The organism is Nocardioides pocheonensis (genome assembly GCF_003725535.1).
Classification (GTDB): Bacteria; Actinomycetota; Actinomycetes; order Propionibacteriales; family Nocardioidaceae; genus Marmoricola; species Marmoricola pocheonensis.
The window spans coordinates 188,648-202,578 of record NZ_RJSF01000003.1 but is presented as its reverse complement, the minus strand read 5'-3'; the positions used below and the strand labels follow the sequence as shown (position 1 = coordinate 202,578).

Annotated in this window: 17 protein-coding genes; 6 read left to right on the top strand and 11 right to left on the bottom strand. The window is 70.6% G+C overall.

What is annotated here, in order from left to right; translation table 11 throughout:
• Nucleotides 1–207: 207 nt before the first annotated feature.
• Complete coding sequence (locus EFL26_RS01455; protein WP_123221100.1) at nucleotides 208–1,848, bottom strand: hypothetical protein; 1,641 nt, start codon at nucleotides 1,846–1,848, stop codon at nucleotides 208–210.
• A 503-nt stretch (nucleotides 1,849–2,351) separates the two neighbouring features.
• Nucleotides 2,352–3,134: a copper homeostasis protein CutC gene (locus tag EFL26_RS01445; RefSeq protein ID WP_123221213.1), complete on the bottom strand. Its 783-nt coding sequence runs from the start codon at nucleotides 3,132–3,134 to the stop codon at nucleotides 2,352–2,354.
• On the opposite strand from EFL26_RS01445, the gene EFL26_RS01440 reads away from it, so the two are divergent.
• Nucleotides 3,127–3,477 (top strand): hypothetical protein, encoded by a 351-nt coding sequence (locus tag EFL26_RS01440; RefSeq protein ID WP_123221212.1) that lies wholly within the window; start codon nucleotides 3,127–3,129, stop codon nucleotides 3,475–3,477. The two genes, EFL26_RS01445 and EFL26_RS01440, sit on opposite strands and share 8 nt — an antisense overlap.
• Before the next feature lie 50 nt (nucleotides 3,478–3,527).
• On the opposite strand, the gene EFL26_RS01435 is transcribed toward EFL26_RS01440, so the two are convergent.
• The 3 genes from EFL26_RS01435 to EFL26_RS01425 all read right to left on the bottom strand — a co-directional run bounded on the left by EFL26_RS01435 (nucleotide 3,528) and on the right by EFL26_RS01425 (nucleotide 5,056).
• On the bottom strand, nucleotides 3,528–3,920 hold the full coding sequence (locus tag EFL26_RS01435; protein ID WP_123221098.1) for a hypothetical protein: 393 nt from the start codon (nucleotides 3,918–3,920) through the stop codon (nucleotides 3,528–3,530).
• The gene (locus EFL26_RS01430; RefSeq protein WP_221176793.1) at nucleotides 3,917–4,240 is read right to left on the bottom strand and encodes a PadR family transcriptional regulator; all 324 of its coding nucleotides are present in this window, start codon (nucleotides 4,238–4,240) and stop codon (nucleotides 3,917–3,919) included. Before EFL26_RS01430 ends, EFL26_RS01435 begins: the two co-directional genes overlap by 4 nt.
• 75 nt (nucleotides 4,241–4,315) lie before the next feature.
• The gene (locus tag EFL26_RS01425) at nucleotides 4,316–5,056 is read right to left on the bottom strand and encodes a GntR family transcriptional regulator (protein ID WP_245999937.1); all 741 of its coding nucleotides are present in this window, start codon (nucleotides 5,054–5,056) and stop codon (nucleotides 4,316–4,318) included.
• 150 nt (nucleotides 5,057–5,206) lie between these two features.
• On the opposite strand from EFL26_RS01425, the gene EFL26_RS01420 reads away from it, so the two are divergent.
• Entirely contained in the window at nucleotides 5,207–6,583 is a 1,377-nt protein-coding gene (locus tag EFL26_RS01420; RefSeq protein ID WP_123221095.1) for an MFS transporter, read from the top strand.
• Nucleotides 6,584–6,627: 44 nt separating this feature from the next.
• Nucleotides 6,628–7,251: an alpha-ketoglutarate-dependent dioxygenase AlkB gene (locus EFL26_RS01415; protein WP_123221094.1), complete on the top strand. Its 624-nt coding sequence runs from the start codon at nucleotides 6,628–6,630 to the stop codon at nucleotides 7,249–7,251.
• On the opposite strand, the gene EFL26_RS01410 is transcribed toward EFL26_RS01415, so the two are convergent.
• From EFL26_RS01410 to EFL26_RS23980, 3 genes are read right to left on the bottom strand one after another with little or no spacing between them, the layout of a single operon-like run.
• Nucleotides 7,252–8,214, bottom strand: coding sequence for a hypothetical protein (locus tag EFL26_RS01410; protein WP_123221093.1), 963 nt, complete (start codon nucleotides 8,212–8,214; stop codon nucleotides 7,252–7,254).
• A 1-nt stretch (nucleotide 8,215) separates the two neighbouring features.
• Nucleotides 8,216–8,866, bottom strand: a complete 651-nt coding sequence (locus tag EFL26_RS01405) for a cytochrome b N-terminal domain-containing protein (protein ID WP_123221092.1) — start codon at nucleotides 8,864–8,866, stop codon at nucleotides 8,216–8,218.
• Nucleotides 8,863–9,030: a hypothetical protein gene (locus EFL26_RS23980; RefSeq protein ID WP_183407979.1), complete on the bottom strand. Its 168-nt coding sequence runs from the start codon at nucleotides 9,028–9,030 to the stop codon at nucleotides 8,863–8,865. Before EFL26_RS23980 ends, EFL26_RS01405 begins: the two co-directional genes overlap by 4 nt.
• Nucleotides 9,031–9,292: 262 nt before the next feature.
• On the opposite strand from EFL26_RS23980, the gene EFL26_RS01400 reads away from it, so the two are divergent.
• Both EFL26_RS01400 and EFL26_RS01395 read left to right on the top strand, forming a co-directional pair.
• Nucleotides 9,293–10,243, top strand: a complete 951-nt coding sequence (locus tag EFL26_RS01400) for a sensor histidine kinase (RefSeq protein WP_148046598.1) — start codon at nucleotides 9,293–9,295, stop codon at nucleotides 10,241–10,243.
• The gene (locus EFL26_RS01395; RefSeq protein ID WP_123221090.1) at nucleotides 10,240–10,416 is read left to right on the top strand and encodes a DUF1059 domain-containing protein; all 177 of its coding nucleotides are present in this window, start codon (nucleotides 10,240–10,242) and stop codon (nucleotides 10,414–10,416) included. The genes EFL26_RS01400 and EFL26_RS01395 overlap by 4 nt, the downstream gene beginning before the upstream one ends.
• Before the next feature lie 170 nt (nucleotides 10,417–10,586).
• Here the strand turns inward: EFL26_RS01395 and groL are convergent, their stop codons facing one another.
• Nucleotides 10,587–12,212, bottom strand: a complete 1,626-nt coding sequence (groL, locus tag EFL26_RS01390; protein WP_123221089.1) for a chaperonin GroEL — start codon at nucleotides 12,210–12,212, stop codon at nucleotides 10,587–10,589.
• 211 nt (nucleotides 12,213–12,423) lie between these two features.
• On the bottom strand, nucleotides 12,424–13,074 hold the full coding sequence (locus tag EFL26_RS01385) for a Pr6Pr family membrane protein (protein ID WP_123221088.1): 651 nt from the start codon (nucleotides 13,072–13,074) through the stop codon (nucleotides 12,424–12,426).
• Nucleotides 13,075–13,181: 107 nt separating this feature from the next.
• Here EFL26_RS01385 and EFL26_RS01380 point away from each other — a divergent pair, with 107 nt between their 5' ends.
• Nucleotides 13,182–13,640, top strand: coding sequence for a hypothetical protein (locus tag EFL26_RS01380; protein WP_123221087.1), 459 nt, complete (start codon nucleotides 13,182–13,184; stop codon nucleotides 13,638–13,640).
• 12 nt (nucleotides 13,641–13,652) lie between these two features.
• On the opposite strand, the gene EFL26_RS01375 is transcribed toward EFL26_RS01380, so the two are convergent.
• Nucleotides 13,653–13,928: a MoaD/ThiS family protein gene (locus EFL26_RS01375; protein ID WP_123221086.1), complete on the bottom strand. Its 276-nt coding sequence runs from the start codon at nucleotides 13,926–13,928 to the stop codon at nucleotides 13,653–13,655.
• Nucleotides 13,929–13,931 lie beyond the last annotated feature (3 nt).

The window sequence follows — 13,931 nt, the reverse complement described above, 5'->3', positions numbered from 1 at the left end:
GCGCCTTTCTCCTGGCGGTCGGCGTTGTAGAGGCAGGTAGATGCGGCGGGGTCCGTGGCGACGAAATAGTCGTAGCCACGCTCTCGGGCCCAGGCCAGCTTCGCCTCCGCACCTGAGAAGAACGGGAAGCGCGGTTTCGGCGAGGTGCTGCCCAGGACGTCGAGCGTGTAGACGTTGAAATCGTGCCCGAGGAGAAGGGACGGGACGTCAACAGACGCCAGGACCTTTTGAGCCTGGCTCGATCATCCGCGACACCTCGTTGTAGTCGGCGTCCACCCGCTCATGCCGGTCTGTGGCGAGAGCGCGCAGCGTCTGCCCCGACGCCGTGCTCGACACCAGATCGCTCAAGTCGACGTGCCACGCGCCGGGACCCACGGTCACAGCCGCGGCGGCGGCGAACGCGACACCCTTCATAAGAGCGGCCCGCATGCCAAAGAAGGACCCCTGGTTCAACACAGCAAGCGGGAACAGGGCAGTTGCCACAGCAATAGGCATCCAAAAACGCTGGAACGTGAACAGCGTCCCTGCGCCCCACCACAAGGTCCCCAGCACCGCGAGCACGAGAACATTTGCAGCTACTGCCAGGACATAGATGCGCGCAGCCCACTGGATGGATCTGCCCGAGAGCCCGCTCGTCCCGGTCCATCGGACGCCCACCAAGGCGGCCCCACCCAGCAGCAACGCCAGCCCGATCTGAGATGTCAGGACGTCCAGAACGTTGCCCAGAACGTCTGTCACCGTCGGTCCTGCCACGTCCGGTCTCACAGGCCATGCCGGGTCGACGTTGCCGCCGAGGAGCGGGAACATCGGCGTCCCGACGGCCCGCCAAGACGCGACCATCCAGCCAGTAAGGACTACGGCGCCGCCCAAGGCCAGACCAGTAACGGAATAGACGCTCGGCCGGGGAGCCAGGGGAAGGAGGGCGGCAAGGATTGCGAAAGGAAAGAGTGCCAAGGCGAACTGTGGTCTCATCGTGCCGGCCGCCGCGACGACGAGCCCGGTGGCGGCACCCAGGACGAGACGAGCCCGCGCAGCCGGTTGGTTTCCGTGCACGACCACTGGGATGCGCGGCCTGCTGCCGGTCGTTTCGAGATATTCAACGCCACCGGCGCCCTCATGGCGTTCGCAATAGGTCCTCGTTCGCAACGCGAGACGGTAGGCAGCGAGGGCAAAGCCGATCGCAAGGATTGCTGGCGAGGTGTTCTTAACGCCCAGGCTTGCCGGCAGCAACGCGATGCCAACGGCACCGACGATCCCCAACCGTGACCACCCACCCGCTGACGTCCGCCACAACTGCACGAGCACGAGCAGCGGCCCGAGGAACAGGTCTGCGAGCGGCAGTGCGGAGTCATCCATGTTCCCGAGGAACATGGCCTGCAATGACGACATACCACCCAGGCTCGTCGCCCGGCGAAGGTTCGACGGGTCCAGCAGGTTCCCGCTTTCGGTCATGCGCCGCACGAGGTAGAGGTACGCGGGATCGTCGTCGCATGGGTTCCACAGGAATCGTGCGGCTCGCCACAGCGCGATCGCCAGCAGGAGTCCTATCAGCGCAGCCGCGACAACAGTCCTGGGGGACAACCTCAGCGACCCGAGCCGGGCTCGCCTGACCAACGTCACCGCCGTCGCGGCGAGCCCGGCCAGGACCATCGCGGTCGTGAACCAGCGAGTGTGGACGTCGAGAGCCAGAGCGCCGCCGGCAATGGCCAAATACGTCGCTATCCCCAACGGCAACGCGTCCGCCGCGGCGTCCAGGTCGACGCCACTCCATCTCTTGGCCGCCGCAGACGCGACGAGACCCCAGCCGAATAGCGCGAGCGCCACCAGGATCGGCCACGCAATAGCCATCGCTAACTTGCCCCGGCTGGTCGCACAAGAGGTGCTTTCAGGGACAACCGGTGATCATCGAACGTGAAACCGTCGCTGGTCGTCGACTGCGCGTGTCCCCCGGCGCGACTGCTGCGCTCGATCGGGACGTGGTCCTCGTCGATCAACAGGACGATTGACAGGCCGCTGGCACCAGCGCCCAGGATGCCGACCTCGGCGTCCACCGGCCCACGCGTGGCGGACACCGATGCCGAGGATGTGCCGAGGTGCGATTGCATGCTGGTTCCCACTCACTGACCAGAGCCCGAGAATGTCTAGGATCCAGCCTTCGATCGATTGGCGATGGGTTCGCCGGCTAGGTCCGCACCCGCCCGGCGATCCGCCGAGGTGCACCCTTCGTCGCACCCCCGTGCCCGCGGCCGGCTCCATCCTGCACGTACGAGACGTGATGAGTGAGGACGACGACGCGACCCCGATTTTAGGGGCGCGACTCCCGGCTTGTCCCGGGAATGGACGCCGCCGCCTCAGTCGACCGGCACCCCGAGCGCCCTCTGGTGGGCGTCGTCGAGCAGCATCCGCCAGGCCCGGACGTAGTCGGCGGCGACGTACGCCTTCGACCAGGAGCCGTCGGGGCGCGCCTCCTCGCCGAGGCTGAACTGGCGCACGCCGGTCCGGATCAGCCAGGGCACGTGCTCCGTGGTCAGACCCCCGGCGGCGACCAGCAGGGCGGCGACGTCGGGGTCGGCGGCGCAGCGGCGCAGCAGCTCGTCGCCACCCGCCGCGAAGCCGCGGGTCGAGCCGGCCGAGCTGACCCCGTCGAGGCCCGGCAGCCGGCGGACGTCGCGCCAGGCGCGGTCGGCGTACAGGGCGGCGTCGAAGGCGCGCGCGAACGTCCACGGCGTGCCGGCCAGCTCCTGCGCGAGCGCCGAGCAGGCGGTGCGGTCGATCTCGAGGTCGCGGTCCAGGAACCCGAAGACCACACCCTGGGCGCCCAGCGTGAGGTAGTCGCGGGCCAGGCCGGCGAGACGGGTGAGACCCTCGACGCTCAGCCCGAGCCCGTCCTCCAGCCGCAGCAGCACGCGGACCGGCAGATCGGTCTCCCGCAGGATCGCGGACACCGCGGCGGGTTCGGGAGAGCGTCCTCCCAGTTCCGGCTCGGCCAGCGCGAGCAGCCGGTCGGCCTGCCCGACGGTGGCCGCCTCGGCGTCACGAGGGTGCAGCACCACCACCTCGAGCAGCGGGTCTGACAGGAGCGCGGGCGGTGCACTCGAGGCGATCGGTTCGGGGTCGGGGGACACAATGGTCATCGTGGCATTCGACGACCCCGTGATGACGGCGCGCGCGCTGGTGTTGCGCGACCTCGAGTCCACCGGCGCTGCCGACCCCGACACCGTCTCCGTGCTCGAGGACGCCGTGGCCCAGCGTGGCTGGTGGCTCGAGCAGTGGCCCGAGGGCCGGGACTTCGTGGTCGGCCTGGTGGCCCAGGACGTCCAGGACGCCCTGCTCGAGCGGTCGGGACGCTGGCCGCTGTGCACGGCGTGCGACGACGCGACCCACGCGTTGTACGTCGATCCCGACCTCGGCGGCCCCGACCCGACCTGGGTGTGCGAGACCGCCGGCATCGTGGTCGCCCCGATCGGCGGGCTGTGAGCCGCACCCTGACGGATCGCTCGCTGGCTGGGGCCGAATCCCCCGACGTGCTACGCGGATCCGCCGCCCCCGAGCGACCCGGCCCAGTGACCGGCGCCCAGACCCGGGTCCTCCTTGCCGCAGCGGCGGCAGCGCAGGAACCGGGAGCCGTCCTCGGTGCTCGCGACGAGGAACTTGTGCAGGTGCAGGCGGCACCGGATCGGCTTCCTCATGATGTTCTCCTCGATGATGCGGTCGCGGCCGGTGACCGCGGCACGTAGGGCGGGCGCTCGGGTGACGACGCCCAGGGTGTGCCGGACCTGCTGGCCGGCGCTCAGCCCGTAGAGCTCGGAGATCAGCTCCTGCTGCCACCGGTCGCGGGCCCCGCCCGGCGGGATGGCATGGAGGGCTGCTCGCGTGACGCTCGCCGACCACCAGGCCGGACGTCGCCCGGCGCTGGTCATGACGTGCCTGGCGAGGGCTGCGGCGAGAGCCAGGGAAGGCGCGAGCGGTGCGTCCGGGCGAGCGCGTCGCGGGCGGCGTGCGCTCCCTCGGCGGTCAGCCGGTAGTACCGGCGTGACGGCCGCCCGGCGATCCTGGAGTCGACGTCCTCCCACCGCGAGGTCAGCCACCCGAGGCCCTCGAGGCGCGCGAGGATCGGGTGGACCGTGCCGCTGGCCAGACCGGCGGACTCCCCGATGTCGTAGCCGTACCGCTCCTCGTCGGGATCCTCGAGCAGGGCACGCAGCACCAGCTGGGTCGGGATCGTCATGCGCGGAGCCATGCTCGTACTCTACCTAGGGGCTAGGTAGAGTACAAGACACCGACGCGACGAATTCGCGACCGGAGTCGCGGGTCCTCAGCGCAGGTGCTCGGGCCGCAGCACCGGCACCCAGAGGGTGTACCGGTCGGCGCGGTAGATGCTGCGCGTCACCTCGACCGCGGTCTCGCGGCAGAACGAGCGACGCGAGATGTGCAGCACGGGCGCTCCGGGCTCGAGCTCGAGCGCCTCGGCCTCCTCCTCGGTGGCCACGGCCGCGACGACGGAGTCCTCGCCCCAGGTCGGCATCAGGTCCTGGTCGGCGAACCAGTAGTACAGGCTGGAGGGCAACGCGTCGTCGAGGAACCGCGGGAACGTGTCCAGCGAGAGGTACACGTGCTGGATGCAGATCGGCTGGCTGTCGGCGAGGCGCAGCCGCTCCCAGTGCACGATCGGGGCGCCGACCTCGGTCTCGAGCGCGCGGGCCAGTCCCGGACCGGCCGTCTCGCGGCGGGCGAGCAGCGTGCGCGACTCGGGGATCTTGCCCCGGCGCTCCATCTCCTCGGAGAACGAGGACAGCCGCATCTGCATGTCGATCAGCGGCTTGGTCACGAACGTCCCGCGGCCGGGGATCCGCTCGAGCAGGCCCTGGGCGACCAGCCCGTCGAGGGCGTGCCGGACGGTCATCCGCGCCACCCCGAACTGCTCGACCAGGTCGCGCTCGGAGGGCGCCGGGCTGCCGGGCTCGGCGTCGACGATCAGCGAGCGCACATACTCGCGCACCAGCAAGTGCTTGCGGCCGCGCTGCGACGCGCTCGCCGGAATCACGTGATCAGCCACGTACCGCTCCTCAGGTCCGTCGGCAACGATATCGGCCGGAAACGGACCGCGACGGCGTTTTGACCGCATCCGTCCGAGGGGCCTCGGGACGCCGAGCCCCGGGTTTATCCCGGTGCGAACGCCCCGAGCCCGGTGCGAGACTCGAGGACGATGTCCACTCCGACCCAGCGTCCGACCCAGCGCCCCTCGATCTCCTCGTTCTGGCACGACCTCCCACGCGAGGGCCGGCTGCTGCTGTCGGTGGTGGCCTTCGAGTTCATCGGCACCGGCCTCGTGCTCCCCTTCTGGGTGGTCTACCTCCACGAGATCCGCCACTTCTCCCTCGACGTCGTCGGCCTCCTGATCGCCGGCATGTCGGCGGCGGGCGTCGTGACCTCGATCCCGGGCGGGTCCCTGATCGACCGGGTGGGCCCGCGCCGGGCGATGATCGGCGTGCTGGTGTCCTCCGTCGTCGGCGAGGTGGTGATGGCCTTCGCGGTCAACCTGCCGATCGCCGTCCTGGGCATGGCGATCGTGGGAGGCGGGTTCGGCGTGGGCTGGCCGTCGGTCCAGGCGCTGGTCTCCTCGGTGGTTCCCTCGGAGATCCGGGCCCGGTACTTCGGCATGAACTTCTCGCTGCTCAACCTGGGCATCGGCATCGGCGGCATCCTCGGCGGGCTGATCGTCGACGTCGAGAAGCCGGTCACGTTCCAGGCGATGTACCTGGGCAACGCGGTGAGCTACCTCCCCGGGCTCTTCCTGCTGCTGGTGCCGCTGCGCCACATCGGCAGGCCCGCGCCGTCGCACGGCGACCACGCTGACGGCGCGACGGTCAGCTACCTCCAGGTGCTCCGGGCACCGGCGATGGGCACGCTGTGCGCGCTGATGTTCGTGTCCGCGTTCGTCGGCTACGCCCAGCTGAACTCCGGCATGCCGGCGTACGCCCGCGCGATCGGCCAGATCTCGACCCGCGGCCTGGGTCTGGCCTTCGCTGCCAACACGCTGGTGATCGTCCTGCTGCAGCTGATCGTGCTGCAGCGGATCGAGGGCCGTCGACGCACCCGGGTGATCGTGGTGATGGCGATCGTCTGGGCCGCGTCGTGGGTGCTGCTCGGCGCCAGCGGGCTGTGGCCCGGCTCGGTGGCCGCGACGTTCTTCGTCGCTGCCTGCGCGTCGGTCTTCGCGCTCGGCGAGACCCTCCTGCAGCCCACGATGCCGGCCATCGTCAACGACCTCGCGCCCGACCACCTGCGCGGTCGGTACAACGGCCTGACCTCGGGGTGCTTCCAGTTCGCCTCGATCCTGGGGCCGATCGTGGCCGGGTTCATGATCGGCCACGGGCTGCACCTGGCGTACCTCCTGGTGCTCGTCGCGGGCTGCGGCGTGGTCGCGTGGCTGTCGGTCGGCCGCCTCGAGCAGCAGCTCGACCCGACCGCGAACGGGCTCCGCTCCTCGACGACCGAGGCGGGTCCACCCGCGGAAGTGGCCCCGGCCGAGCAGATCAGTCCCACGGTCCCGCCCTCGGTCGAGCCGGTCGAGACCCGCTAGGCAGCACTCGAACATCTGTTCGACCTTGGGCTACAGTGGTCCGCATGGCCACGGCCTTCCAGCCCTCGCTGTTCGACGCGCCCGAGATCACGGTCGGCGCCCTCGACGGCCTGCGCCGGGTCCCGCTCTCGCGGGGTGCCTGGATCGACGTGCTCCCCGGGTGGTTCTCCGGAGCCGACGAGCTGTTCGCGCAGCTGGTAAGGGACGTGCCCTGGCGGGCGGAACGTCGCGAGATGTACGACCGCGTCGTCGACGTCCCTCGCCTCGTGTGCACGTACGCCGTCGGCGAGACCCTTCCGCACGAGCGACTGGCCGAGGCGCGCGACCTGCTCAGCCGGCACTACGCCGACGAGCTGGGCGAGCCGTTCGTGACGGCGGGGTGCTGCTACTACCGCGACGGCCACGACTCCGTGGCCTGGCACGGTGACCGGATCGGGCGGGGCCGCACCCACGACACGATGGTGGCGATCGTCTCCTTCGGCGCACCGCGCAAGCTCCTGCTCCGCCCGAAGGGCGGCAGCGTCGAGCAGACGCACTGGCTCGGACACGGCGACCTGCTCGTGATGGGCGGCTCCTGCCAGCGCACCTGGGAGCACGCCGTGCCCAAGACCAGCCGCCCCGTCGGCCCCCGGATCAGCGTGCAGTTCCGGCCGCGCAACGTGTTCTGATCACGTGCGCGGGTGCCGGCGGTAGTAGTCCCTCCACACCAGCCGGTGCACCGGGATCCACCGGGGCACGTCCCTCAGGCCGGGGATGAACGGCACCAGCATGAGCAGCAGCGTGAGCAGCATCATCAGCGCCCAGACCTCGGCGTCGGCGTTGTCCGAGGTCGAGAACGGCTTGACCTGGTACCAGAACGTGTACAGCCACATCCACGGCTGGCCGGGGTAGTTGCCGACCTCGTTCATCATCCCCCACTGGTCGCCGCCCAGGTGCTGGGCGACCGCCGTGTCCTCGAGGTACGCACCGTCGGCCAGCAGCAGCACCGACCGGGTCTGGTCGCCTCCGTAGAACGTCCCGGCCGAGGTGAGGGCACCCTCGAGGGCGCCCGACCGGGCGACGGACAGCAGGCCGGCCGCCAGCGCGGGCACCGGCCCGAAGTCGCCGGTCGCCACCTTCGCCGGGTCACCGCCGGCCTTGTCGAGCGCGTCGACGTACGCCGAGGCCCAGCTCTTCTGCTGGTCGGTGGTCGAGCCCCTCCACGTACCGAGCGCCTGGCTCAGGGCCGGGTCGCCGCGCACCCCGGCGAGCGGCTGCAGCACGAGGTCCTGCGAGCTCACCGGGATCCGGACGCCGCCCCACTTCTGCAGCGGCACGCCGAGCACGCTCTGGCCCTCCGCCGCGTGGTTGTACGGCGCGCCGTACGTCGCACTGGTGGTGGTGCCGGCCAGCTCGCCGGCCGCCGTGGCGATCACGTCGTTCGGGTCGGCCTGGGCCCAGCGGGCCATCGTGATCGCCTTGTCGTCGGGCGAGGAGAAGATCGCAGCCAGCGCCGCGGTCAGGAGCGTCATCACCACGAGGGCGATCACGAACTCCTTGACCAGGTCGTAGTGGCGAGTCGGGAAGTCGTGGGAGTCCCACTCCGTCCGCGGGGCGCGCCGGCCGGCCGCCGGCCGGGTCACGGTGGCCATCTCACTCACCGACCCGGGCCGGCTCGGGCGCGGAGGCCTCGAGTGGTGGCACCACGCCGTGGCGCCGTACCAGGATCACGTGCCACACGACGAGTGCTCCGACCGCGAGCGGCAGCAGGGCGACGTGCCAGAGCAGCATCTGGGCGGGGTTCAGGATGTTGAAGAACGCGCCCACGCCGATCGCGTTGATCCCGTCCTTGCCCTCCGCCGCGATCCACTGGGAGGTGAAGTCGGACTCGGAGAGGTAGCCGGTGAACGCGGTCCCGATCGAGGACACGAACAGGAGCACACCGGTCACCCACGTGAGCGCACGCTCACCGCGCCACGCCGCCATCCAGAACTTGCCCCAGAGGTGGATCACCATCGTGGCGAAGAACAGCTCGACGCTCCACAGGTGCATCGAGTTCACGAAGTGGCCCAGCGACGACGTGTGCCACCACAGCGACCCACCGACGGTGAGCACGAGCCCCGAGGCCAGGACCACGACGAACGACGCGAGCGAGAGGACGCCGAAGACGTAGATCCAGGAGGCGACGTACACGGGCTGCCGGTCGGGCAGCGCCTGGCCGCTGGGGACGAGCCCCTGCACCCAGGTGCGCAGGCCGACCGTCCAGTTGCGGCCGGCTGTCGCGGTCGAGCCGCGCGCGCTCATGGCCGTCGCTCCCCGTCGTCGTCGCGGTCGTGCGGGAACGGCGCCACGAGCGCGAGGACGAACACGACGACCATCGCCGCGATGATCGCGGCATTGGTGACGCTGATGCTGATCACGCCCCAGTCGAGGTAGCGACCGGCGAGGACGACCAAACCAGGAGTCATGACAACCGCCCCGACCTCGGCGCCGCAGCGGCGCCCTTGGTGCCGATGGTGACCGGCGTCACACCGGCCGGGTAGGGTCGGAAGTCCTGCGCGGAGGCGGGCCTGGAGGCAGATTCGGGTAAATCCAGACAATTCCGGGTTAATCGCGTGCGCTGCGTGCCGAGCGGCGTAGCGTTGACCCGGGCTCGCTCGCTGCTCGGGAGCCTGCGAGGGGAGGGAAGGCACGCCGGGGGGACGGCACGCCTCGATCGAGGGACGCGCATTGACCGAGACGCCTGAGCCGGTGCGACCGCAATTGGTGCGGGGCTTTCGCACGTCCGGACAGGTCGACCCGCGCGTCACCGCCCAGGCCGCCGTGGACCTGCGCGTCTCGATGGTCCTCGCCGTGCTCGGCGGCCGCTCCGTGGAGGACGTAGCCCAGGAGTGGGACGTCGAGTCCTCGCTGTTGCACCGCTGGGTGCGCGACTTCCTCGTCGCCGGAACGGCCGTGATCACCAACCAGCCCGACCCCGACGAGGCGCGGCAACGGGACCGCTTCCTGGCCGCGTTCGCGCACGAGCTGCGCACCCCGGTCGCCGTGGCCCGCGGGTGGGCGATGATGCTGGCCGAGGGCGACGTCCCGGAGGAGAAGCTGCCGGAGTCCCACGAGCGCCTCGCCGACGCGCTGACCCGCCTCTCGGACCACATCCTCGACGTCGAGCTGTCCGCGTCGGCCTCGCTCGGCCGCGTCCGGGTGAACGCCGAGCCGATCGACCTCGCGACGCTCTGCCAGGGCCTGACCGGCAGCCCTGATGTGCGCCACGGCGCCGACCTGAGCGTGTACGCCGACCCGCGGCTCCTCAGCCGGGTGCTCCGCGACCTCTGGGAGACCGCTCACCGCGAGCCGACGCCGGACCGCGTGTCGATCGACGTCGTGGAGTCCGGCTCCTGGCAGGAGATCCGGGTCGTCCGGGAGGGCGAGCCGATCAGCCCGATGATCCTCAGGGCGCTGTTCGACCCGTTCGGCACCAACGACGACACCACGGGCGTGACGATCGGGCTGTACCTGGCCCGCGCTCTCGTCGTGGCCCACGGAGGCTTCCTCGGGGCCGAGGGGGACGAGGAAGGCACCGTGCTGCTGGCACGACTGCCCCGCGAACCAGCACAGGAACCAGCGCCCGGTCCGACGCCAGCGGGGCCCGGACCGGACGGTGACAAGGGAGGGAAACCATGAAGTACAGACTCAGCTGCGGAGATGCGATGCCGGGTTGCTCGGCCCGCTTCGAGGAAGACAGCCGCGAGCGCATCCTGGAGCTCGTCTCGGTGCATGCCCGGGAGGCCCACGGGGTCACCGACGTCACGCCCGAGATGCTCGAGGCCATCGGCGCCAACATCGTCTCGGCATGACCGCCGGCGCCTGAGGTCTCGAAGGCGCACACCTCACGACGCCAACAGGGGCCCCGGTCCGAAGACCGGGGCCCCTGTTGCTGTTCGTGCTGGACACTGATGAGGTTTCGGCCCGCCGTCGCTCAACCTCTTCGCGTCGTGACCCTGCTCGTACCTCGCAGGGTCCCGGCTCAGAAGTCCATGCCGCCCATGCCGCCGTCGCCGCCCGGCATCGCCGGGGCCTTCTCGGGCTTGTCGGCCACGACCGCCTCGGTGGTGAGGAACAGCGCGGCGATCGACGCGGCGTTCTGCAGCGCCGACCGGGTCACCTTGGCCGGGTCGATGATGCCGGCCTTGACCATGTCGACGTACTCGCCGGTGGCCGCGTTGAGGCCCTCGCCCGCGGGAAGGTTGCGCACCTTCTCCGCCACGACGCCGCCCTCGAGACCCGCGTTGATCGCGATCTGCTTGAGCGGAGCCTCGGCGGCCAGCCTCACGATGTTCGCGCCGGTGGCCTCGTCGCCGGTGAGCTCGAGCTTCTCGAACGCCTTGTCGCTGGCCTGCACCAGGGCGACGCCGCCGCCGGCGACGATGCCCTCCTCGACGGCCGCCTTCGCGTTGCGAACGGCGTCCTCGATGCGGTGCTTGCGCTCCTTGAGCTCGACCTCGGTGGCCGCGCCGACCTTGATCACCGCGACACCGCCGGCCAGCTTGGCCAGGCGCTCCTGCAGCTTCTCGCGGTCGTAGTCGGAGTCGCTCTTCTCGATCTCGGCGCGGATCTGGTTGACCCGACCCTTGATCTGCTCCTCGTCACCGGCACCCTCGACGATGGTGGTCTCGTCCTTGGTGATGACGACCTTGCGGGCCTGGCCGAGCAGCTCGATGCCGGTGTTCTCCAGCTTGAGGCCGACGTCCTCGGAGATCACCTGTCCGCCGGTCAGGATCGCGATGTCCTGCATCATGGCCTTGCGGCGGTCGCCGAAGCCGGGGGCCTTGACCGCGACCGACTTGAACGTGCCGCGGATCTTGTTGACCACCAGGGTCGACAGCGCCTCGCCGTCGACGTCCTCGGCGATGATCAGCAGGGGCTTGCCGGCCTGCATGACCTTCTCCAGCAGCGGGAGCAGGTCCTTGACCGTGGAGACCTTCTGGTTGGCGATGAGGATGTAGGGCTCCTCGAGCACCGCCTCCATGCGCTCCGGGTCGGTCATGAAGTACTGCGAGATGAAGCCCTTGTCGAACCGCATGCCCTCGGTCAGCTCGAGGTCGAGCCCGAAGGTGTTCGACTCCTCGACGGTGATGACGCCTTCCTTGCCGACCTTGTCCATCGCCTCGGCGATGGCGTCACCCACGGTGGTGTCGGCGGCGGAGATCGAGGCGGTCGCGGCGATCTGCTCCTTGGTCTCGACGTCCTTGCTCATCTCGAGCAGGGCGTCGGTGACCGCCTTGACGGCGGTCTCGATGCCGCGCTTGAGCGCCATCGGGTTCGCGCCGGCGGCCACGTTGCGCAGGCCCTCGCGGACCATGGCCTGGGCCAGGACGGTCGCCGTCGTCGTGCCGTCACCGGCGACGTCGTCGGTCTTCTTGGCGACCTCCTTGACCAGCTCGGCGCCGATCTTCTCGTAGGGCTCCTCGAGCTCGATCTCCTTGGCGATGCTCACACCATCGTTGGTGATGGTGGGGGCGCCCCACTTCTTCTCGAGGACGACGTTGCGGCCCTTGGGGCCGAGGGTGACCTTGACGGCGTCGGCGAGCGTGTTCATGCCACGCTCGAGACCACGCCGGGCCTCCTCATTGAAAGCAATCAGCTTCGACATAACTCGTGCGGTTCCTCACGCAGATGAGTCGGACGGCCGAATCGTCGCCCGCGACGGACGGCCCGGGCTGACCCGTCGGACCCTTCCCGGCGGCGCCTTCGGACCTCGACTCCTCGGCCCTGAGTTGTCACTCTCACACGGAGAGTGCCAACCACAGTTTTAGCACTCGGTCCCTACGAGTGCAAACAGTCGTCCGCCGCGCCGGGCCCGCTCAGCTCGCGGTGCGGGCGGCCGCCGGGGAGAGCCGCCGGTCCAGCAGGAGCGCCCCCCACGCGAAGGCCAGCATCAAGGCCGCGACGCCAGCACAGTTGAGCGCCACGACGGCGTGCGCGTGCCGGTCGACGTCGATGAACGGGTAGGGGTACCAGGACACGAACGCGCCGCGGACCAGCGTGTACGCGAGCCAGGCCAGCGGCAGCACGAGCGCCCCGAGCACGTCACCCCGGTCCACCCGCCCCCGCGGTCCCAGGACCAGCCATCCCCCGACGGCGAGGGCCGGCACGATGAGGTGCAGCGAGCGGTCGGCGACCAGGTCCCACTCGTGCAGGTCCAGCAGCGGGCGCAGGAAGAAGAAGTGGACGACGCCGGCCAGCAGGATCAGCACCACCGCGTCCAGCCGCAGCACCCGCCACAGGCGGGTGTCGCGGTCCCGGCCCAGCGCCAGGCTGAGCGTCGACCAGGCGACCAGGATGTTCGACCAGATCGTCAGGTAGGAGAAGTACCGGACCACCCGCGTGGCCAGGTCGGGGCGGTGGTGCTCGTCGAGCACGCGGTGACCCTGCACGACCAGGACCAGCTGGAGCACGAGCGCGAAGGCCGTGACCAGGAAGGTGAGGAGGTGGAAGGCCCGCGCGCGCGTCACGTGCCGCAGCGTAGCGAGACCGGACCGGGCGCCTTCGACAACGCCGAGCGTTGCGCCGCAGGGGTTCCAGGTCGGACAATCGGGACAGCCGACCCGAGGGGGCACCGATGAGGCTCGTCCGCACCACCAGCCTGGCCGGGCTCGCGCTGGCCGCCCTGGCGCTCCCGGTCGGGGCGTTCGCGCTCAGCGGCAGCGACGGACCAGGTACGCCGCCCGCGACCGCGCACGTCAGCGATCCGGCGGAGCCCGACGACACCGAGACCGAGGCGCCGGAGACCGAGGCACCCGACACCGAGGCACCCGACACCGAGGCACCGGGGCAGCCGGGCGACACCGGGACGCCGAACCCCGCCTCTGCCGCGGGCCGTGCCCACGCCCAGGCGATGCAGGCCTGGGCGCACTGCGTCGCGCAGGCGGCCAGCGGGCCGAAGGCGGCGGGCGCACCCAGGCCGCCGAAGCTGGCCTGCGGCGAGAAGCCCCTGGGCCCCGGCCGAGCGAAGCACCTGGCGAGCGGCACCGCACCCGCCCACCCCGGTGGCCACGGGAAGGGCCACCACGGCCGCTGAGCGACCTCCCGGTCAGCCCCCGGCGACCGCCGGGATGATCGAGAGCTGAGCGCCGTCCGGGGTGGCGGTGCCCAGGCCGTCGAGGAACCGCACGTCGTCGTTGCCGACGTACACGTTGACGAAGCGGCGGATGTCCCCGGCGTCGTCGAGGATGCGGGCCCGGATGCCGGTGTGGTTCGCCTCGAGGTCGTCGAGCACGTCCGCCAGCGTGGCGCCCTCGGCGGTGACCTCCGACTGCCCGCCGGTGTAGGTGCGCAGGATGGTCGGGATGCGGACGGTCACGCTCATGGC